We start from the raw sequence: 19,170 nt of genomic DNA, 5'->3' as shown, positions 1-19,170 counted from the left end.
TGCGCTGAGCGTCAGGCCTCGTCGAGGCCCTCGGTGACCGGCCGGTGCGAGGCGCCGCGCCAGGTCTCGAACGCGGCAGTGGTCGCCGCCACCACCGCGATGCCGATGATCCAGCCGCCAAGCACGTCGCTCATCCAGTGCACGCCGAGCGCGATCCGGCTCAGCCCGGTACCGACCGCGATCGCGAGCGCAAGCGCCCACATCAGGCCACGGAACACGCCACGGTACGGCAGCCCGTCCGTCAGCGGCAGCAGCATGAGCAGCAGCACCGCGGCGGCAACGATCGCGGTCATCGAGTGCCCGGACGGGAACGAGTAGCCCGGGGCGGACGACACCGGGTCCAGGAAGTCCGGCCGGTCGCGCCCGAACAGCAGCTTGAGCAGGAAGCCGAGCAGGCCGCCCGCGGTGATCGTGGTGACCGCCCAGAGCGCCACCCGCCGTGAGCCGCGCAGGAACAGCAGCACGGCGGCCACCACGACCGCGATGCGCAGCGGGCCGGGGCCGAACACGTCGGTCCACGTCTGCACCGCGTCCACCCAGCCGGGACGGCTCACCGCGAACGAGTGAAGCGAGTGCGCGAGGCGCTCGTCGACGCTTCGCAGCGGCCACCAGGCGGAGATCACCAGCATGGCGATCACCGAGAACGGGATGAGGATCAGGGCCGCCGCCGAGGCCGCGAGCGTGAGCCGGAGGCCCAGCGAGCTCTGCGGGTCGAGCCGCCGCGCCCACCAGGTCCGAGGTGCTTCGGTGAGGAGAGGCATCCACCTCTCTTACCCCGGTTGCCTGGGAAGAATCTGCCGGTCCGCGGACCGATACCTCAAGCGGTGTTCACCCGACGGCGTCGCGGAGGTCGGTGAGCGCGCGCTCCATGAAGCCGGCCAGGTCCGCGGCCGGGGTGGCGATCCAGTCCGCGGCGGCGAGCGCGAAGACGGCAAGCGCGGCCTCGGCGGCGAACCCGGCGGTGCGCTCCGAGGCGCCGCGCCGGACCAGCTCGCCTGCCATCGCGCGGGCCAGCCGGTCCGACTTGACCAGGTCGCGTTCGCGCAGCTCGGGGGTTACCGCGAGGACCGCGTTCCGCGCCTTGGCGTATTCGTAGTAGGGCGCCAGCTTGAGCCCGGCCCGGGTGACCGCACGTACGGCCGCGTCGATCGGCCTCAGCGCCGGGTCCGCGCCGGCCAGCTCGGCGAGCACGTCCTCCTCGAACATCTGCGCGTTCGCGAAGAACACCTCGCGCTTGTCCGCGAAGTGGTTGAAGAACGTCCGTTTGGTCAGCCCGGCCCGCTCGGCTATCTCGGCCACCGTCACGTCGGCGTACCCCCGGTCGCGGAACAGCTCCATGGCCGCCTGCTGCAGACGCCCGCGCGCGTCCGGTTCCCACCGTGCCATGCGCAGATCCTACCCGCGATTGCACTCGGTGCATTCACGTGCCATGCTTCGGACTGCACCGAGTGCAATCACGAGGAGAGTGTGCCGCAATGCCCACGAACACCGCCGCCTGGATCCCCGCCCGCAACCGCCCGCTGGAGGTCGGCCCCGCGCCGTACACCGCCCCCGGCCCGGACGAGATCGTCGTCCGCACCCACGCCGTCGCCATCAACCCGCTGGACTGGGTGATCCAGGTTGCCGGCCGGGTCGCCTACTCCTGGCTCGCCTACCCTTTCGTGCTCGGTGCGGACCTGGCCGGCGAGGTGGTCGAGGTCGGCACGGCAGTGACCCGCTTCAGGCCCGGCGACCGGGTGCTCGCCCTGTCCGCCGGCACCGACCGGGACGCGAACAGCGCCGCCCAGGGCGCGTTCCAGCAGTACACGGTCGCGCTTGAGCGGCTGGCCAGCCCGATTCCGGCGGACCTGCCGTACACGGACGCGGCAGTGCTTCCGCTCGGCCTCTCCACCGCCGCGTGCGCGCTGTTCCAGACCGGCCATCTCGGGCTGCGGCATCCGGCCGCCGACAGCGCGCCGACCGGCGAGACCGTGCTGGTCTGGGGCGGCGCCACGAGCGTCGGCAGCAACGCGGTGCAGCTCGCCGTGGCCGCCGGCTACGAGGTGGTCACCACCGCGTCGCCGCACAACGCCGGCTGGCTCACCGAGCTCGGCGCGTCCCACGTGCTCGACTACCGCAGCCCCACAGCGGAGAAGGACATGATCGAGATCCTCCGCGGCCGTACGCTCGCCGGCGCGCTCGCGATCGGTCCCGGCTCGGCGCGGGCGTGCATCCGGATCGCCGGCGCGTCACGTGGCAACCGTGTCGTCTCGGCCGCCACCGCGCCCGTCACGTTCGAGAACGGCTTCTCCCTGCCACGCACCGTGGCCGGGATGCTCGGCGGCGGCGCCGGGATGGTCGCGGCCGCGCTGCGCCACGGCGTGCGCGTCAAGTTCGTCATCGGGTCGGACCTGAAGAAGAACGAGGTCGGCCCCGCGATCTTCCGCGACTTCCTGCCGGCCGCGCTTGCCGAGGGCCGCTACCGCGCACTGCCGGCCGCGTCAGTCGTCGGCAGCTCCCTCTCGGACATCCAGCACGCGATGGACCTGCAGCGCAAGGGCGTCTCGGCCGCCAAGCTGGTGGTCACGCTCTGAACCGCGTCGATGAACAGCTGTGAACACCTGGTGAACTGGGAGGCGGACCACCGGCGGACCTACGCTCGCGGCGGCCCGGCACGCGACGAGCATGCCGGGGCGTACCCACACGGCGTATGGGAACGTTCACACAGAGCGGCACAACCGGAGGCACAACGACGTGGCCGGGATTTCAGCGGAGCACGGGACGACACCGGCCGGCGATGCCGAGCGCGCCGATTACGCGGCGGACCGGGCGCATGCGCTGCGCACGATGTTCCCCCGGCGGGTGGCCGCGGTCGAGGAGCCGCCGCTGAGCCCGGAAACGCCGCCGGCCCCGGCTGAGGACACGGCAGCGGCCGGGGAAGCACCTTTCGTACCCCCGCCGCGTTTGTCAAGGAAGCGGGCGTGGGTGATCGTCGGGGCCGGTGTGGCGCTGATTCTGGCCGCGTCAGCGGCGGTTCTCCTCACCGCGACGGCGGCGCCGGAGCCGGCCGACCGGGAGGAGCAGCAGGCCGGCGTGGTGGTGCCGGCGTTGACCCCGCCCGCCGAGCCGACCCCCACGCCGTCTCGTTCGCCGTCTCCCTCGCCGTCTCCTTCCGCGAGCCCCGCCCCGCCGGCCCTCAGCGCGAGCGCGCCGGAGCCGGCACCACCGCAGGCCCAGCCGAACCCGGGCGGGACGAACCTGGCGCTCGGCCGCCGGGTAAGCGTGTCCGGCGTGGAGGGCGACCCGTGGAAGGCGTCGAACGCGGTCGACGGCGACGTGACCACCCGCTGGAGCAGCGCGTTCACCGACACGGGTTGGCTGATCGTGGACCTCGGCGAGAGCCGGGCGATCAGCGAGATCGACATCGTGTGGGAGCACGCGTTCGCCCTCACCTACCGCGTCGAGACGTCCACCGACGCGAAGAAATGGTCACCGATCTTCAGCACGACCGCGGGCGCCGGCGGGACCGTCACCGTCCGCAAACCCGCGACGGCCCGCTACGTGCGGCTGTTCTGCACCAAGCGCAACGGCCAGTACGGCTACTCGGTGCTGGAATTCCGGGTGCGCTGACCGTCCTCGATCAACTCGCGCACGATGTCCAGGTGCCCCGCGTGCCGCGCGTACTCCTGCAGCACGTGGAAGAGCACCGCCACCACGCTCGGCGGCTCCTCCCTGCCCTTCGGAAAACGCCCGCCCGCCGCCGACGCCGCATCGAGCGCCCGCGCCCCGACGATCCGCCGCGTGGCCGCCCCGCTCCCCCGCAACGCCGCAAGCAGCTCCGCCACCGACTCGTCCGGCCCGACGGTCCAGCGCTCGTCCACGCTGTCCCCCCACGGTTCGGTCACCGCCGCGCCCGCGATGCCCCAGACCACCCACCGGCGCTCCATGAAGGTCAGATGCTTGACCAGTTCGATCGGCGCCCAGCCGGACGGCAGCCGGAACTCCCGCGCCCGCTCCTCCCCCAACGCCTCCACGGTGTCCGCGACGGACTCCCGGTAGTGGTCGAGGTAGGTGAGGAACAGTTCGCGCACATCTGTGGTCGGCCCGGGTTCCGGCAGGAGCGTCGTCATCCCGTCCGTCTTACCCCGCGAGCAACGCCGCTACCAACGTCTCCGCCGAGATCTCCGCTGGCCGATCGCTGACCTGCCCGTCGCCCAGCTCGACCACGCGCCACTCCCCGTCCTCCCGCAACGCGAGATCGACAGTGACGAACGGCAGCCCCAACGCCGCGACAAGCGGGGTCACCGCGGTCAGATCGGGCACGCAGACAGCTCCAGGCGTGTCCGGATGCGCCCCGGTCAGCCGGCACTCGCCCGCCACCCACCAGGTCCGCACCTCGGTCCCGGTCAGCCGCTCGAACCGGCGCACCACGAACCCACCCGCGAAGTCCCCGCCGCGCAGCTCCCGCAGTCGGCTCGCGACCCGCCAGGCCGCCTCACCGTCGGTCAGATCCGGCACATACGCCGCCTCGTGCCAGTGGTGTTTCGCGCTCTTCGTGTAATCACGCAGTACCGCCGCGCCGCCGCCGAGCCGTTCGCACGCCCGGTCGAAGTCCTCCCGCGCGTCGCCGGCCGTCCACACCGTCTCCGGCGTGACGCTCTCCAACGCCGCGTACCACCCGGGAAGCTCATGCGCGGTCCGATAGTCGTCCGCGCCGGTGCGCAGGCTGACCTCGCGCCGGCCCAGCGCGGCCGCCATCGCCCCGTACCCGGCAGCCGGCAACATCCACCCCCGGTAGACCGCGTCAGTGCTCGCCGGAACCCGCGCCACCGCCTGATCCGGATCCCCACCACCCGCCAGCGCATCGTGGTCGATCACCGCGACCTCCACGCCGGCCTCCCGCGCGGCCGCCGCCTCCGCCGCAAAGTGCTCATCGGCCCGCCGGGGCCGCATCGGATCCGCCGGCACAATCAACAGCATCCCCCGAGGGTACGGTGACCGCACGCCCGGTGCTTTCGGGTTGCCCCGCTCCCTCGGAGACCCGCCACGACCTCAGGCCAGAAGCGCCTTCTGCACCTTCCCCATATGGTTCCGTGGCAGCCCCTCCACGAACCGGACCTCCCTCGGCCTCTTGTGCACCGACAGCACCCGCGCAACGAAGTCGATCAGCTCCGCGGCCGACACTCCCTCCGCGACCACATACGCCACCACCCGCTCCCCCAGATCCGCATCCGGTGCCCCGATCACGGCCGCCTCGGAAACGCCCGGATGGTCGAGCAGTGCCGCTTCGACCTCTCCGGCCCCGATCCGGTACCCGCCGGATTTGATCAGATCCGTCGACTTCCGGCCGACGATCTTGAACCATCCGTCCCGGTCCACCACCGCGACGTCTCCCGTGTCGAACCAGCCGTCGTCAGTGAAGCCGGCGCCCGCGCGCCCCAGATACCCCGTGAACACCGTCTCCCCGCGAACCTGCAGGTCACCGGGGGTCTCGCCGTCCGCGTCCGCGTTCACCCGCGCCGAGACCCCAGCGATCGGGGTTCCCACCCAGCCGACCCGCCGCTCCGCACGGGCGTCGGCCGCGATCGTGATAAGCGTTTCCGTCATGCCGTACCGCTCCACCGGCACCAGGCCGGTCAGGGCGGCCAGGTCGCGTGCCACTCCGCCGGGCAGCGCGGCGCTCCCGGAGACGAGGAGCCGCGCCGACCGCAGCGCCTTCGCCGAGTCCGGATCGCCGGCCACCCGCGACCACACGGTCGGGACGCCGAAGTAGAGCGTTCCCGCCGCGGCGGCGTATAGCGCGGGTTGTGGCCGGACCGTGTGGATCAGGCGCCCGCCGACCCGCAGCGGGCCGAGCACGCCCAGCACCAGGCCGTGCACGTGATACAGCGGCAGCCCGTGGACAAGCACATCGTCCGGGTCCCAGGCCCACCGCTCGGCCAGCCCGTCCAGGCAGGTGGCGATCGCCCGGCGGCTGACCGGCACCCCTTTCGGGAGACCTGTCGTGCCTGACGTGTAGAGGATCAGGGCGGTCTCGTCCGGGCCCGGCTCCGGGCCGGTCCAGGCACCACGAGAGGCAAGGTCGACGTGTTCCAGCAGCGTGGCCCCGGAGTCTCCCAGCACGTGCGACAACTCCTTCGGGCCCGAGTCCGGCGCCAGTGGCACGACCGGGACTCCGGCGAGCAGGCAGCCGACCACTGCGACCACCGTCTCGGCGGTGGCCTCCGCCCGGACCGCGATCGCGGGCGCGCCCTGCACCCGCGCGGCCACGGCGGACGCCGCCCCGTGCAGCGCGTCGAACGGCAGCGTCCGGTCCCCGACCGTCACCTCGGCCGTGGCCAGTGGAAACAGCTGCATCCGTACCCCCTCTAAAGGTTTGTGAAGATCGTGCGGAAGGCGCGGACCGCGGCGGTCTCAGGTGATCGCCACACCAGGGCGAGCACCACCGCCTCCGGAACTCCGGTGATGATCACGCCGTCGGCCATGGATTCGCTGAGCACGCCGACGCCGAGTCCGCGCGCGGCCAAGTCGAGGATCGCGCCGGGCGCGGTGGCCTGCATCGGCTGCGGTGGTGCATCTCCGGCGGCACGGTCGAGCACCGTGCGGATGCCGGTGCCGGGCGGAAGGCAGATCAGGGGGTACGTCAGCAGCTCGGCGAGCGTCACCTCGGCGCGGCCGGCGAGCGCGTGGCCCGGCGGCGGGATCGCTATCAGCCGCTCGCGCACCAGCTCGTGGCGGCCGAGGTCGGCTGGCGGCGGACCTGCGGTGCCGACAAGCGCCCGCGTTCGAGGAGCCGCTGCCCACGCTGATCGCCGGCGATCTGGCGTTGACCGCGACCGCGGCGAAGGACGGGAAGGGGGCGCGTGCCCAGGTGGCCCGCCGGCAGCCGGACGGATCCTGGCTGCGCGTGCTCGACCACCCGGAGCTCACCCCAGCTTCTGCGTCGTGAGCGGATCCGCCGCGCCGTCGAAGTAGGCGGCCAGGACGTCCGCGAAGAGCGTCTCGTCCGGTCCGGCCGCGCGGGCGAAGAGCGTCATCGAGGAGCGGAGCTTGACCGCGTCGATGCCGCCGAAGATCTGCTCGGCGGAGCGCGGCGCGGCGTCGAGCACCGCGCGTGTGCACTCGCGCAGCCGGGCGCCGAGGACCGGGTGGTCCAGGTAGGCGCGCGCCTCGTCCAGCGAGGAGATCGCGTACCGCTGCGCCATCTCGCTCCGGCCCAGGCCGGCGAGCTGCGGGAAGACGAACCACATCCAGTGGCTGCGCTTCTCGCCGGCCCGGAGCTCCGCGAGCGCGCGGTCGTGGACGTCCTCCTGGGCGTCCACGAACCGCTGCAGATCGGCCATGCTCAGAAGCCCGGGAAGACGCGGCGAAGATCGTCCAGGCTCAGCGGGCCGGTGATCTCGACCGCGTCCACGCCGTAGGGCGGCTTGAGCCGGCCGAAGATCAGCCGGATCAGCGACTCGGACGTCAGCGTGAGGGTGCCGTCCGGCGTCTCCGGCGCGTCGGTCTTGGCGATCTGCTCGCCCAGCTGCAGGCCGAGCGTGCGGTCCAGGTCGGTGAGTCGCACGGCAAGCGTGTACTCCTTGCCGTTCAGCGACTCGGGCTTGCTGAGCCAGGACGCCATCCCGCCGACCTGGTCGATCAGTTCCGGCACGGCGGGGGCCATGATCTGCGCGCCGGTGTCGAACGTGGCCTCGACGTCCCAGCGGTGGAAGGCGAACTCGCTCAGCCGCAGGCGGGCGGCGGTGGCCACGTCGACCGGCGCGGGCATCCAGCCGAGCTCGACCCGCAGGCCGGCACGCTGCGACGCGTCCAGCGCCTCGAGCGCGGAGACGAGCCGCTCGTTCGCCTCGGGGAACGCGGCCGCCTGCTCCTGCGGCGTCATCGCGTCCCACCGCGCCCAGATGCCCGGGTTGGCGTCCGAGCCCGGCTCCGGCGTGCTGTCCCGCGCCGCCGCCAGCTGGCCCAGCGCGATCTCGGCGCCGCTGCCCAGGTGGCTCAGCACCTGCGCGACGGTCCACTCGTCGGCCGCGGACGTCCTGGTCAGGTCGTCAGGGCCAAGCTTTCCCACGAACGCTGTCAGCTCATCGTGCCCGGTCCGCAGCACGGCGATCACATTGTCTGCGTCTGTGCTCATCCTGCATCCTGCCCATCGGAGTCGTCGACTTGTCAGACCATTGGTCCGGCAAACCACATCATGCCCCACCATCTGATGCAGCGGTGTGTGGGAATGGTTTGTGGAGGCCGGCCTACCCGCTGACCGGCGCGGCCCGCGATCGCGGAGGTCAGGGACGCGGGCCGAGCAGGTCCCAGCGGTTTCCGGCGAGATCCCTGAAGACGACCACCGTGCCGTACTCCTCGGTCCGCGGTGCCCCGACGATCTCCGCGCCGTAGGCCTGCAGACGCGCGAATACGGCCTCGAAGTCGTCGACCCGCAGGAAGAACCCGACCCGCCCGCCGGTCTGGTTGCCGACCACGGCCGCCTGGGTGTCGCCGTCCGCCTTCGCGAGCAGCAGCCCGGTGCCGCCGGTGGGCGGGCGCACCACGACCCACCGCTTCGGCCGCCCGTCGTTGGTCGTCGACGGCGAGTCCTCGGTCAGCGCGAAGCCCAGCACCTCGACGAAGAAGCGGATCGCCTCGTCATAGTCGTCCACCACGATCGCCACAAGATCAAGATTCACGATCAGGAGCTTACGGGGGTACGGTCCGGCGCGGGCGAACCGTACCACCGCGGCTGGCCCTGGATTATGTTCCTTTGTCGACCCCGCCCCCAGCAAATCATGATTTACCGGCATGATGGCGCGATGATCGAGGCCATAGAGCTGACGAAGTGGTACGGGGGGTCAGCAGCCGTCAACGGCGCGACCTTCACGGCCGCACCCGGCAGGGTGACCGGCTTTCTCGGGTTGAACGGGTCCGGCAAGACCACCACGCTGCGCATGCTGCTCGGGCTGGCCCGGCCGTCGAGCGGGCAGGCGCTGATCAACGGCGTGCCGTACCGGAGGTTGACCCGCCCCGCGCAGACCGTCGGCGCGGTCGTCGAGCAGGGCATCGCGAACCCGGGTCAGACCGCCCGCGCGCACCTGCGCACCCAGGCGCTCCTGTCCGGCGGCTCCACCCGCCGCATCGACGAGGTGCTGGAGACGGTGGGCCTCGCGGACGACGCGTCGCAGCACACGGCCGGGTTCTCGCTCGGTATGCGGCAGCGCCTGGCGATCGCCACCGCGCTGCTCACCGAGCCGCCGATCCTGATCCTGGACGAGCCGGCGAACGGTCTCGATCCCGAGGGCATCGCCTGGATGCGCGGGCTGCTGCGCAAGCACGCGAACAACGGCGGCACGGTGCTGATCTCCAGTCACCTGCTTGCCGAGCTGGCTCAGCTGGTCGACGACGTAGTGGTGATCGCGGCCGGGAAGATCGTCAGCGCCGGGCCGCTCGCGGAGTTCACGGCCGGTGCGGAGGCGCACGTGCGCGTCCGGAGCCGCGACCCGCAGACACTGTGGGAGGCGCTGGCGGCGGCCGGGGCCGCGCTGGAGTCGAGGGACGGCGAGGCGCTCGACGTGTACGGGCTGGGCGCCGAGCAGATCGGCGAGTTGGCGTTCGAGGCGGCGGTCCCGCTCTGGGAGCTGACACCGCACGTGCCCGACCTGGAGGAGGTCTTCCTCGGCCTGGTCTCGTCCCCGCAGGCAGATGTGTCCCCGCAGGCAGATGCGGCACCGGACACCGCGGTCACCGCAGCAGAGATCGAGGAGACAGCGTCGTGATCGCCGTCGTCACATCGGAGTTGTACCGGTTCGCCACCATCCGTTCCGTCTGGGTGTCGGTCATCGTGGTGATGGTCGCCGCCTACGCGGTCTCCTTCTTCGGCGCGCCGTTCTGGGGCCTGGTGGTCGGCATGGGCACGTTCGCGATCACCGCGAACGTGGTCGGTTCGCAGTTCTCGCACCGCACGGTGGTGCTCACCTACCTGGCCCGGCCGAACCGGCTCGTCGTGCTGGCCGGCCAGATCGTCGCGTCCGCGCTTGTCGGCGCGTTCATCGCGCTTGCCAGCGCGATCGGCGTCCGGAACGAGCCGGACCTGATCGTGGACGGCCTGGTCGCGGTGCCGCTGATCGCGATCTTCGCGGCCGCGCTCGCCACAGTGGTCCGGCGTCCGCTGTGGCTGATCCTCGGCTTCGTCGGCTGGCTGATCATCGGCGAGGGCGTGATCGGCCAGCTTGACTATCCGTTGCCGCTCACCACGTTCCTCAGGGCGATCACCGGCGACTCGGAGCAGCTCGGCTGGTTCTGCGCCTGGACCGCCGGCGCGCTCGCGGTCGCGGTCCTGCTCTCCCGCCGGGACGTGACCGACTGACATCTGTCATGCCCGACCGGTGAGAGCACCCGGGTAACAGGTGACCGGGCGTACTGAAACCGGGCCCCGGCCGCCGGAACACTCATTCCCATGACACAGGCGATCGAGGTACGGGACCTGCGCCGCCGCTACGGCGGGCCCGGCGGGTTCGAGGCGGTGAAGGGCATCTCCTTCGACGTCGCGCGCGGCGAGCTGTTCGCGCTGCTCGGCACGAACGGCGCCGGCAAGACATCCACAATGGAACTCGTCGAGGGGCTGGACCGGCCCAGCGGAGGCACGGTCCGGCTCCTCGACCAGGACCCCTACCGGCATCGCGCCACGGTACGCCCGCGGATCGGCGTGATGCTGCAGGACGCGGGCTTCCCGGCCGACCTGACAGTGGCCGAGACCGCCAGGATGTGGGCCGGGACGCTGCCGTCTCCGCGCCCGGTCCCGGAGGCGCTGGAGCTGGCCGGGATCGGCCACCGGCCGAAGGTCCGGGTGAAGCAGCTCTCCGGTGGCGAGCGCCGCCGGCTCGACCTGGCGTTGGCCGTGCTGGGCCGGCCCGAGGTGCTGTTCCTGGACGAGCCGACGACCGGCCTCGACCCGGAGAGCCGGCAGAACACCTGGCGGGTGATCCGGGACCTGCTGGTGGTCGGCACCACCGTGCTGCTGACCACGCACTACCTGGACGAGGCGCAGACGCTGGCGGACCGGTTGGCGATCATGCACGACGGGACGATCGTGCGGTCCGGCACCGTGGCGCAGGTGGTCGGCGCGTACCCGGCGCGGATCAGCTTCGGCCTGAGCACCCGGGCGGAGATCCCGGACCTGCCGGGTGGGCCGACCGTCGCACGCGACGGCGACGACGTGGTCATCAAGACGGACGCGCTCCAGGCCACGCTCAGCACGCTGCTCCGCTGGGCCGACGACCAGCACGTCATGCTGCACCGCCTCGACGCCCGCTCCGCCTCGCTCGAAGAGGCGTTCCTGACCATCGCCTCCGGAGGGACCCGTTGAACCGCGTGGCCGCGATCGGCGGCGCCGAGCTGCTGCTGCTCTGGCGGAACCGCCTCGCCCTGTTCAACGCGCTGGCGCTCCCGCCCGCGTTCGGGCTGCTGGTCGGCCCGCAGCTGGCCGGGTCCGGGGTCGACGCGGCAGGTGGCGCCGCGATCGCCGCCGGCCTGGTCGGCTTCATCCTGGCGGTCGTCGTCTACTACAACCTGGTCAGCGCGTACGTGGCCCGCCGCGAGGAGCTGTCGCTCAAGCGCCTGCGCGCCGGCACCGCCAACGCCGCGGAGATCCTGGCCGGGACCGCGAGCCCGGCCGTCTCGATCGCGCTCGCCCAGTCCGTGCTCACCGTCGCGGTCGTGGCCGTCGCGCTGGACCTGCCGCTGCCGGCCAACCCGCTGCTGCTGGCCGTGGGCCTGTTCGGCGGCGTCGCGATGTTCGTGGCGCTGGCCGCCGCGTCCGCGATCATCACCCGCACCGTCGAGCTCGCCCAGATCACCACGATGCCGATGCTCGTCGCCTGCTTCCTCGGCGCCGGGCCGATCTTCCCGCTGGACAGCATGCCCGAGCCGGTCCAGGCCGTGTTCGCGCTGCTCCCGCTCGCGCCGGTGATCGACCTGATCACGATGGGATGGACCGGCACGGAACCGCTCGTCGACGCGGGCCGGCCGCTGCTGCTGCTCGCCGCGTGGCTGACCGCGGGCCTACTCATCACCCAGCGGTGGTTCCGCTGGGAACCGCGGCGGTAGGGTCGGCGCGATGAACCCGATCACGTGGTGGGAAGCCCGCAGCCAGGCAGAACGGTTCGACATCTCGTTCCGCGGCTCGTTCTACGTGGCGCTGGTGTTCGTGCCGCTGCTGATCGGCTCGTCGGTGGCCGTGGAGGCCGGCGAGGGCGCCGCGATCACCGCCGGGGTGCTGTCCGTGGCGTACCTGGCGCTGATCGTGCTGCTCATGCACGCGGGCATCGAGCACTACCTGGGCCGGCGCGGCCGCCCGGACCGGCTGCTGATCACCGTCGGCGTGGTCACGGTGCTCGGTGCGGCCGCGGCGGTGTTCGCGTTCCCCGACTCCGGCGATCCGGCCATCGGCGTCATCATCGCGCTCACCTGCGCGTACGTGGTGGGCCTCGCCTCGCTGCGCAGCATCCTGCCGTCGCTGGCCGCGACCGCCGCCGGGTGTGCCGCACTGGTCGCGATCGCGGTGGCCCGGGGCGTGGCCACACCGGCCGTACCCGTGATCACAGTGGTGTTCACCGCGCTGTCCCTGCTGCTCGCGTACCGGTCGTCGCTCTGGATGCTCAACATCGTCTGGGAGCTGGACCGGGCGCGGGCCGTCCAGGCCGGTCTCGCGGTCGCGGAGGAACGCCTGCGCTTCGCCCGCGACATGCACGACGTCCTCGGCCGCAACCTGTCCGTGATCGCGCTCAAGGCCGAGCTGGCCGCGCAGCTCGCCAAGCGCGGCCGGGAGCAGGCAGTCGACGAGATGCTCGAGGTACGCCGCATCGCTCAGGACGCGCTCGCCGACGTCCGCGCGGTCGTGTCCGGCTACCGCAGCGCCGACCTCGCGGACGAGCTGGCCGGCGCGCGCTCGCTGCTCGCCTCCGCAGGCATCGAGTGCCGGGTGATCGGCGACGCCGCCGGTCTGCCGGAGACGATCCAGGGCACGCTCGGCTGGGTGGTGCGCGAGGGCGTCACAAACGTGCTCAGGCACAGCGACGCCCGCGCCTGCACAGTCACGCTGCGGTCCGGCACGCCCGGTACGGTTACCCTCACCATGGACAACGACGGCGCCCGCGACCCCGGAAAGATCCGTTACGGCGGCGGCCTGCTCGGCCTCACCGAACGCGTCGCCGCGCTCGGCGGCACGCTCACCGCGGAGTCCACGGCACCGGCCCGTTTCCTGCTCACCGCCACGGTCCCGCTCGCATGATCAGCGTGCTGCTCGCGGACGACGAGCACCTGATCAGGGGCGCCATGGCCGCGCTCCTCGCGCTCGAGGACGACCTGATCATCGCCGGCCAGGCCGCCACCGGTGGTGAGGCGGTGCAGATGGCCCGCGCGCTCACACCTGATGTCGCCCTGCTCGACCTGCAGCTTCCCGACATCGACGGCATCGCGGTCGCCGAACAGATCAATCCCATCTGCCGCACCGTGATCGTCACCAGCCACGGCCTGCCCGGCCATCTCAAGCGCGCGCTCTCCGCGGGCGTCCGCGGCTTCCTGTCGAAGACCGTCTCCGCCGACATCCTTGCCACAGTCGTCCGCACCGTCCACGGCGGCGGCCGCTACGTCGACCCGCAGCTCGCCGCCGAGGCGATCAGCATCGGCGACAGCCCGCTGACCCCGCGCGAGGCCACGGTTCTCGCCCTGGCCGCCACCGGCGCCCCGATCGACGACATCGCCCGCCGCGCCTCCCTGTCCCCCGGCACCGTCCGCAACTACCTCTCCTCCGCGGCCGGCAAACTCAACGCCGTCAACCGCCACGAGGCCGCCCGCACCGCCCAGGCCTTCGGCTGGATCTGAGCCGACGCACAGCCCGCACCGACATGCGGCAGACCCTTCCGGACCCAGCCCACATGCGGTCTTTCCCGGCCCCGCGCGGGGCTGGAGCCCGCGGGAGCGTGCGGGCCGCGACCCACCACGGAGTGGGAAAGATCGTGAAGGGTTTCAGTTGCTGGAGAGGGCGAGGCGGAGGCCGAAGGCGGCGATCACCGTGCCGGTGACGCGGTCCAGGATGCGTGTCGCGACCGGGCGGCGCAGCAGCACCCGGATCCGGGCGGCGAAGGCGATGAGCAGCCCGGACCAGACCGTGCCGAGCACGATGTGGATGACTGCGAGCATGACGCCCCACGCGAAGTGCGGCGCGGACGCGGGGATGAACTGGGGCAGCAGCGCCACGTAGAAGACGCCGACCTTGGGGTTGAGCAGGTTGGTGAGCATCCCCTGGCGGACGCCGGACAGGAATCCCCCGGGGACGACCTCGGCCTCCGGAGCCGGTCCGCGGCGCGCGGTCCAGATCATGCGCAGGCCCATCCACAGCAGGTACGCCGCTCCCGCCCACCGCAGCACGTCGTAGGCCAACTGGGACGCGGTGAGCAGCGCGGTCACGCCGGCGGAGGTGAGCACGCCCCAGGTGAGCGTGCCCAGCTGGATGCCGGCGGCGGTGCCCCAGGCGCGGCGGACGTGCCCCACCGCGGCGGTACGCAGAATGAGCGCGGTGTCCAGGCCGGGCGTGATCGTGAGCAGGCCGACGACAAGCACGAACGACCAGATCAGTTCCGGGTGCACCAGGACAGCCTAGGCGCTACGCCAGGCGGGCGACGAGCGGCGCGAACGATTCCAGCGCGGGTGCCCGGAGGACGAACCTGTCGATGCCCCAGCGCTCCCGGTGCCGGGCGATCGCGGCGGCGATCTCGTCAAGCGTGCCGGCCAGCACGAACGGGGTGTCGAGCAGCTGCGCGGCGGTGAGGCCCGACGACGCGGTGAACTCGGCGAGCGCGCACTCCGCGTCATCGGTCACGATCGCGGCCTGCACAAGCGCCTCGGTCACGGCGCCGCCGGTGAGCGACACCTGTGTGTCGATCTCGTCGAGCGCCCAGCGGGCCGTGTGCCGGTGCCCGTCCGGGAGCGTCCTGCCGAGGCCGCTCAGCCCGACGATGTCCGCGTTCTCCCCGGCCCAGCGCAGCAGCTCCGTGTTCCCGCCGCCGAAGGTGAGCGGGATCCGGTCCTGCACCGGCAGTGGATGCTCCAGCCGGGCGCCGGTCATGGTGAGCGAAGGGGTGGAGACCGTCACCTCCTCGCCGTCGAGCAGCCGGCGCACGGCGGACGCGACGTCGATGCAGCGGCTGACCCGCCCCGCGACGCCGGGCCGGGTGCGGCCGATGGCGGCCCACTCGGCGGGCGTGTGACCCGCGCCGATGCCGAACCGGGCGCGCCCGGCGGAGAGCATGTCGAGCGTGGCGACCGCGGTGGCCAGCAGCATCGGGTCGCGCACGCCCGCGTTGGAGACGTAGACGCCGAGCCGGATGCGCGAGGTGACTGCCGCGGCCGCGGCGAGCACGGGGTACGGGTCCGCGCACACGCCCGGATGATCAGCGGTCAGCAGCGTGTCGAACCCGGCCTCCTCGGCGCGGCGGGCCAGCGCGAGCCAGGCCTCCGCGCCGTCCCGGGGCGTGGCCTGAAGCGAGAACGTCGTCACCTGTCAAGCGTTCCCGAGCGGCACCCGCACGCACGACACTTTCTGCGGATAGCAGAGGATGGTGTCGTGAACGAGGACGAGATTCTGGACATCGTCGACGAAAACGACGAGGTAGTCGGGCAGGCACCGCGCGGCGAAGTCTATGCGAAGCGGCTGCGGCACCGCGCGGCCTTCATCCTGGCGCGGGACGCCGAGGACCGGATCTTCGTGCACCGGCGGACCGCGGAGAAGCTCGTGTTCCCGTCGCACTACGACATGTTCGTGGGCGGCGTGGTCGGCGCCGGCGAGTCGTACGACCTGGCCGCGCACCGGGAGGCGTCCGAGGAGTTGGGCGTCACTGACCTGCCGCAGCCGACGCCGCTGTTCAGGTTCCTCTACGAGACGCCGCAGCACACCTGGTGGTCCGCGGTCTACGAGGTGCGCTGCACGTCGCCGGTCGCGCCGCAGCCGGAGGAGGTGGCCTGGCACGCGTTCCTGACCCAGGACGAGCTGGACGCGCGCCTGCCCGAGTGGCAGTGGGTGCCGGACGGATTCGCCGCCTACCAGCGCCTTCGCAAGTTGGCATAGCGTTCATTCCGGCGGTGCGGGTACCGTCGGTCCCGGATCGTCCACAAAGACCTGTCACTCAACCGCCGCACAGTCCGCCGGCGTCCGGTGTCCGCACCGGGCGCCGGCGGTGCGGCGGTCAGGACGCGGGCGGCGCGTAGAAGTCCGTGGTGTTCTGCGCGGCCGTCGCGGCCTCGGCCTCCGGCGTTCCGGCGGCCACGCTGGCCCGCCGCCAGTCCTGGCTTGCCAGCGTGATGAAGGTGCGTCCCTCGTCTGAACCGGACCAGGCCTCGATCGCGGCCGGGTCGATGACGTCGGACGGCGCCGCGAGGTGCATGGCCAGGCCCATCAGCGACAGATCCCAGCCGAGCCCGACCGCGCCGGGGCCGAACTGCGCCCACCGCTCGTCGTCGACGTGCGCGATGTGGTCAAGCGTGAAGCGGGTGCGCTCCGGCGTCTCCGGCGTGAGCCGGACCTCGATCCAGGAGACCTCCCCGCCGAACTCCCAGGTGGCGTCGAAGGCCTTCGGCGGGTCGCACGCGGTGACCGTGCCGGACGCGTTGCCCTGCAGCTCGTACCGCCCGTGCAGGGTCAGGTCGCCGGTCACCGGCGTGAACCAGCGGGCGAGCCGCTCCGCCGTGGTGCACGCGTCCCAGACGTCCTCAAGCGGCGCGTCGTAGACCTGCGTGGCCGTGACCACGCGCGCCTCCCCCGCCTCAAGCGTGCGCACACCGACCTGCCGCCGGACCGCGTTCACCTGTGCCACAACATCGATCATGACCTGCTCCCCTCGTTCGGCAGGCCTAAATATAAGTCACGGCTGAAACTGTGTCGCTAGCGCGGTGAGCGTGTCGCCGAGCGGCGCGTCCAGGCGCAGGCTGGCATAGGAGTCCCCCCGTGTCACACCGCGGTTGACGATCGCCACCGGGAGGCCGAGCTTCGCGGCGCGCAGCACGAACCGGCGACCCGACATCACGGTAAGCGACGATCCGAGCACCAACAGCGCCCGCGACGACTCGACGAGCCCGAAGCACTCCTGCACCCGCTCCCGCGGCACGGTCTCGCCGAAGAACACCACGTCCGGTTTCAGAAGACCATCACCACACGACCCACACGGTACGACCCGGAACTCCTCCTCCAGGGCCGTGTCAATAGCCACGTCCCCGTCCGGATTGACGGTCTTCACCTCGGCCGCGAACGCCGGATTCGCCGCGCGCAGCCGCTCGTCAAGCGCCTCCCGCGCACTGCGCTCGCCACAGTCCAGGCAGATCACCCGGTCCAGGCCGCCGTGCAGCTCGACCACCCGCTTCGCGCCGGCGGCCTGGTGCAGCCCGTCCACGTTCTGTGTGATGACGCCGCTCAGCAGCCCGGCCTGCTCAAGCGCGGCGACCGCGGCATGCCCGGGGTTCGGCGCGGCGCGCGCGATCGTCCGCCAGCCGACGTGACTCCGTGCCCAGTACCGGCGGCGCGCGTCCGGCTCACGAGTGAACGCCTGGTAGGTCATCGGCGTCTGCACCCGGGCCAGCCCGCTCGGCCCGCGGTAGTCCGGAATGCCCGACTCGGTGGAGAGCCCGGCACCGCTCAGCACCGCCACATTCCCGTCCGCGACCAGCGCGGACAACCGCCCTATCCCGTCTTCCACGGATCAAGGCTACGTCGCGGCCGTGACCTCACGCTCGAACCGCTCCTTCAGCGTGCGCATCTGATCAACAGTGGTGAACCCCTTCCTGGCCTGCACCCGATACTGCTCCGGCATCATGCCCTGCAGCTGGGTGTCGAGGTCCTGCTCGAGCGTGGTGGTCTGCAGCCGGTCCCCCGCCCGCGCCGCGTCCAGGTGCAGCACGACCGGCCCCGCGTTCATCAGCGCGGCCAGGAACGGCGTGCCCGGCCTGCCACTGGCGCACAGGTAGTAGCCGTACGCGGTGTGCACATTCCGCTCACGGCCCTCGCCGGGCGGGTCGATGCCGAACACCTCGGCCGTACAGAGCATCCGGTCGTCCGGGCCGAGCTGGTGGCCGTGCTTCGCGTGCTCGTCCGCACTGGCCTGCTCCATCTCGGTGGCGAGCTGCGCGGTGGCCCGTGCCCGCAGCTCGGGCTCGGCAAGCCGGGGCGCGACCGCGTTCCAGTACAGACCGGCCGCGACAAGCACGACCGCGGCCATCACCTCGGGCGCGGCCCACCAGGCGTTGCGGCGCAGCACCCGCCACAGGCCCGACACATCGACGATTGACGACACGGTGGCCATTCTGGCAGGTGGCGGCCCGCCCGCGGAAGGGCCCGGGTAACCTCGCAGGGCCTATACGTCACAAGGAGAACCACAGGTGCAGATCCTGCTGCCCCCGTCCGAGGGGAAGGCCCATCCGGCCCGGGGCGCCGCCCTGGACCTGGCGTCGCTGGCGTTCCCCGAGCTGACCGCGGCCCGCGAGGCGGCGCTCGACGCGCTGATCACCCTGTCCGCAGGTGACGAGGACACGGCCGTGGCCACGCTCGGGCTCTCCACCGGGCAGCGCGACGAGGTCCGGCGGAACGCGCTGCTGCGAACCGCGCCCACCACCACCGCCGCGAAGCTCTACACCGGCGTGCTCTACGACGCGCTCGACCTGGCCACGCTGCCGCCGGCCGCGAAGCGCAGGGCGAACGCGCAGATCCTGATCTTCTCCGGGCTGTTCGGCGTGTCCCGGCTCGGCGACCGCCTCCCGGCGTACCGCTGCGGCATGGATGTGACGTTGTCGCCCCTCGGCGCGGTGGCGGGCCACTGGCGGCGCGCGCTCCCGGCGACCATGGCCGGGCTCGGCGGCCCGATCCTCGATCTGCGGTCCTCGTCCTACGCCGCGGCGTGGCGCCCCGCGGGCGGCCGGATCAACGACCTCGCCACGGTACGGGTGCTGCACGAACGGGTCGTCGGCGGCGAGACGAAACGGTCCGTGGTGAGCCACTTCAACAAGGCCACGAAGGGCCGCCTGGTCCGTGACCTGCTGCTGGCCGGCGCCGCGCCGCGGTCGGTGCGCGCGCTCACCGCCGCGCTCCGGGACTTGAAGTACACAGTGGAGGAACCGTCGCCGGGCGCGCTGGACGTGGTGGTCCGCGACCTGTAGAACGGC

General features: G+C 72.2%; 24 protein-coding genes and 1 pseudogene. 11 read left to right on the top strand and 14 right to left on the bottom strand.

Annotation, left to right across the window (positions count from 1 at the left end; genetic code table 11):
- Nucleotides 1-11: 11 nt before the first annotated feature.
- Together ACIA8K_RS31735 and ACIA8K_RS31730 are read right to left on the bottom strand one after the other, a co-directional pair.
- Nucleotides 12-761: a phosphatase PAP2 family protein gene (locus ACIA8K_RS31735; RefSeq protein ID WP_396065910.1), complete on the bottom strand. Its 750-nt coding sequence runs from the start codon at nt 759-761 to the stop codon at nt 12-14.
- Between the two features lie 67 nt (nt 762-828).
- Nucleotides 829-1,386 carry a TetR/AcrR family transcriptional regulator gene (locus ACIA8K_RS31730; protein WP_396065908.1) on the bottom strand — a complete coding sequence of 186 codons (558 nt, stop codon included), beginning with the start codon at nt 1,384-1,386 and terminating at the stop codon, nt 829-831.
- An 89-nt stretch (nt 1,387-1,475) separates the two neighbouring features.
- On the opposite strand from ACIA8K_RS31730, the gene ACIA8K_RS31725 reads away from it, so the two are divergent.
- On the top strand, nt 1,476-2,573 hold the full coding sequence (locus ACIA8K_RS31725; protein ID WP_396065906.1) for a zinc-binding alcohol dehydrogenase family protein: 1,098 nt from the start codon (nt 1,476-1,478) through the stop codon (nt 2,571-2,573).
- 160 nt (nt 2,574-2,733) lie between these two features.
- On the top strand, nt 2,734-3,609 hold the full coding sequence (locus ACIA8K_RS31720) for a discoidin domain-containing protein (protein ID WP_396065904.1): 876 nt from the start codon (nt 2,734-2,736) through the stop codon (nt 3,607-3,609).
- On the opposite strand, the gene ACIA8K_RS31715 is transcribed toward ACIA8K_RS31720, so the two are convergent.
- From ACIA8K_RS31715 to ACIA8K_RS31700, 4 genes are all read right to left on the bottom strand, one after another.
- Complete coding sequence (locus ACIA8K_RS31715) at nt 3,579-4,109, bottom strand: DUF664 domain-containing protein (RefSeq protein WP_396065902.1); 531 nt, start codon at nt 4,107-4,109, stop codon at nt 3,579-3,581. The two genes, ACIA8K_RS31720 and ACIA8K_RS31715, sit on opposite strands and share 31 nt — an antisense overlap.
- A gap of 10 nt (nt 4,110-4,119) precedes the next feature.
- Nucleotides 4,120-4,959, bottom strand: a complete 840-nt coding sequence (locus tag ACIA8K_RS31710; protein ID WP_396065900.1) for an ATP-grasp domain-containing protein — start codon at nt 4,957-4,959, stop codon at nt 4,120-4,122.
- Nucleotides 4,960-5,031: 72 nt separating this feature from the next.
- Entirely contained in the window at nt 5,032-6,336 is a 1,305-nt protein-coding gene (locus ACIA8K_RS31705; protein ID WP_396065898.1) for an acyl-CoA synthetase, read from the bottom strand.
- 11 nt (nt 6,337-6,347) lie between these two features.
- Complete coding sequence (locus ACIA8K_RS31700; protein ID WP_396065896.1) at nt 6,348-6,704, bottom strand: LysR substrate-binding domain-containing protein; 357 nt, start codon at nt 6,702-6,704, stop codon at nt 6,348-6,350.
- 62 nt (nt 6,705-6,766) lie between these two features.
- Here ACIA8K_RS31700 and ACIA8K_RS31695 point away from each other — a divergent pair.
- A pseudogene (locus tag ACIA8K_RS31695) lies at nt 6,767-6,928 on the top strand (DUF4440 domain-containing protein); the annotation flags it as partial.
- On the opposite strand, the gene ACIA8K_RS31690 reads toward ACIA8K_RS31695, so the two are convergent.
- The 3 genes from ACIA8K_RS31690 to ACIA8K_RS31680 form a co-directional block, all read right to left on the bottom strand.
- Nucleotides 6,906-7,322, bottom strand: coding sequence for a DUF1810 domain-containing protein (locus tag ACIA8K_RS31690; RefSeq protein ID WP_396065894.1), 417 nt, complete (start codon nt 7,320-7,322; stop codon nt 6,906-6,908). The pseudogene ACIA8K_RS31695 and the gene ACIA8K_RS31690 sit on opposite strands and share 23 nt — an antisense overlap.
- A 2-nt stretch (nt 7,323-7,324) precedes the next feature.
- Nucleotides 7,325-8,116, bottom strand: coding sequence for a maleylpyruvate isomerase N-terminal domain-containing protein (locus tag ACIA8K_RS31685; RefSeq protein WP_396065892.1), 792 nt, complete (start codon nt 8,114-8,116; stop codon nt 7,325-7,327).
- Between the two features lie 148 nt (nt 8,117-8,264).
- Entirely contained in the window at nt 8,265-8,660 is a 396-nt protein-coding gene (locus ACIA8K_RS31680; RefSeq protein WP_396065890.1) for a VOC family protein, read from the bottom strand.
- A gap of 123 nt (nt 8,661-8,783) precedes the next feature.
- Between ACIA8K_RS31680 and ACIA8K_RS31675 the strand changes: the two genes are divergently transcribed.
- The 6 genes from ACIA8K_RS31675 (at nt 8,784) to ACIA8K_RS31650 (ending at nt 13,848) form a co-directional block, all read left to right on the top strand.
- On the top strand, nt 8,784-9,743 hold the full coding sequence (locus ACIA8K_RS31675; protein ID WP_396065888.1) for an ATP-binding cassette domain-containing protein: 960 nt from the start codon (nt 8,784-8,786) through the stop codon (nt 9,741-9,743).
- Entirely contained in the window at nt 9,740-10,333 is a 594-nt protein-coding gene (locus ACIA8K_RS31670) for a hypothetical protein (RefSeq protein ID WP_396065886.1), read from the top strand. Before ACIA8K_RS31675 ends, ACIA8K_RS31670 begins: the two co-directional genes overlap by 4 nt.
- A gap of 90 nt (nt 10,334-10,423) precedes the next feature.
- Entirely contained in the window at nt 10,424-11,332 is a 909-nt protein-coding gene (locus ACIA8K_RS31665) for an ABC transporter ATP-binding protein (RefSeq protein WP_396065884.1), read from the top strand.
- 5 nt (nt 11,333-11,337) lie between these two features.
- Nucleotides 11,338-12,072, top strand: coding sequence for an ABC transporter permease (locus ACIA8K_RS31660; protein WP_396066040.1), 735 nt, complete (start codon nt 11,338-11,340; stop codon nt 12,070-12,072).
- Nucleotides 12,073-12,082: 10 nt separating this feature from the next.
- Entirely contained in the window at nt 12,083-13,255 is a 1,173-nt protein-coding gene (locus tag ACIA8K_RS31655) for a sensor histidine kinase (RefSeq protein WP_396065882.1), read from the top strand.
- Nucleotides 13,252-13,848: a DNA-binding response regulator gene (locus ACIA8K_RS31650; protein ID WP_396065880.1), complete on the top strand. Its 597-nt coding sequence runs from the start codon at nt 13,252-13,254 to the stop codon at nt 13,846-13,848. Before ACIA8K_RS31655 ends, ACIA8K_RS31650 begins: the two co-directional genes overlap by 4 nt.
- 144 nt (nt 13,849-13,992) lie before the next feature.
- Here the strand turns inward: ACIA8K_RS31650 and ACIA8K_RS31645 are convergent, their stop codons facing one another.
- Together ACIA8K_RS31645 and ACIA8K_RS31640 are read right to left on the bottom strand one after the other, a co-directional pair.
- Entirely contained in the window at nt 13,993-14,613 is a 621-nt protein-coding gene (locus ACIA8K_RS31645) for a LysE family translocator (RefSeq protein ID WP_396065878.1), read from the bottom strand.
- 16 nt (nt 14,614-14,629) lie between these two features.
- Entirely contained in the window at nt 14,630-15,523 is an 894-nt protein-coding gene (locus ACIA8K_RS31640) for an LLM class flavin-dependent oxidoreductase (RefSeq protein WP_396065876.1), read from the bottom strand.
- 66 nt (nt 15,524-15,589) lie between these two features.
- On the opposite strand from ACIA8K_RS31640, the gene ACIA8K_RS31635 reads away from it, so the two are divergent.
- On the top strand, nt 15,590-16,090 hold the full coding sequence (locus ACIA8K_RS31635; RefSeq protein WP_396065874.1) for an NUDIX hydrolase: 501 nt from the start codon (nt 15,590-15,592) through the stop codon (nt 16,088-16,090).
- A 118-nt stretch (nt 16,091-16,208) separates the two neighbouring features.
- Here ACIA8K_RS31635 and ACIA8K_RS31630 read toward each other — a convergent pair whose 3' ends face one another.
- From ACIA8K_RS31630 to ACIA8K_RS31620, 3 genes are read right to left on the bottom strand one after another with little or no spacing between them, the layout of a single operon-like run.
- Nucleotides 16,209-16,847, bottom strand: coding sequence for an SRPBCC family protein (locus ACIA8K_RS31630; RefSeq protein ID WP_396065872.1), 639 nt, complete (start codon nt 16,845-16,847; stop codon nt 16,209-16,211).
- A gap of 36 nt (nt 16,848-16,883) precedes the next feature.
- Nucleotides 16,884-17,711, bottom strand: coding sequence for an NAD-dependent protein deacetylase (locus ACIA8K_RS31625; protein ID WP_396065870.1), 828 nt, complete (start codon nt 17,709-17,711; stop codon nt 16,884-16,886).
- Nucleotides 17,712-17,720: 9 nt separating this feature from the next.
- On the bottom strand, nt 17,721-18,305 hold the full coding sequence (locus ACIA8K_RS31620) for a hypothetical protein (protein ID WP_396065868.1): 585 nt from the start codon (nt 18,303-18,305) through the stop codon (nt 17,721-17,723).
- Nucleotides 18,306-18,390: 85 nt separating this feature from the next.
- Between ACIA8K_RS31620 and yaaA the strand changes: the two genes are divergently transcribed.
- The gene (yaaA, locus tag ACIA8K_RS31615; protein WP_396065866.1) at nt 18,391-19,164 is read left to right on the top strand and encodes a peroxide stress protein YaaA; all 774 of its coding nucleotides are present in this window, start codon (nt 18,391-18,393) and stop codon (nt 19,162-19,164) included.
- The last annotated feature ends 6 nt before the right edge of the window (nt 19,165-19,170 follow it).

Source organism: Catenuloplanes sp. NPDC051500 (assembly GCF_044454585.1).
Lineage (GTDB): Bacteria > Actinomycetota > Actinomycetes > Mycobacteriales > Micromonosporaceae > Catenuloplanes.
This window is presented reverse-complemented; position numbering and strand designations above follow the sequence as displayed.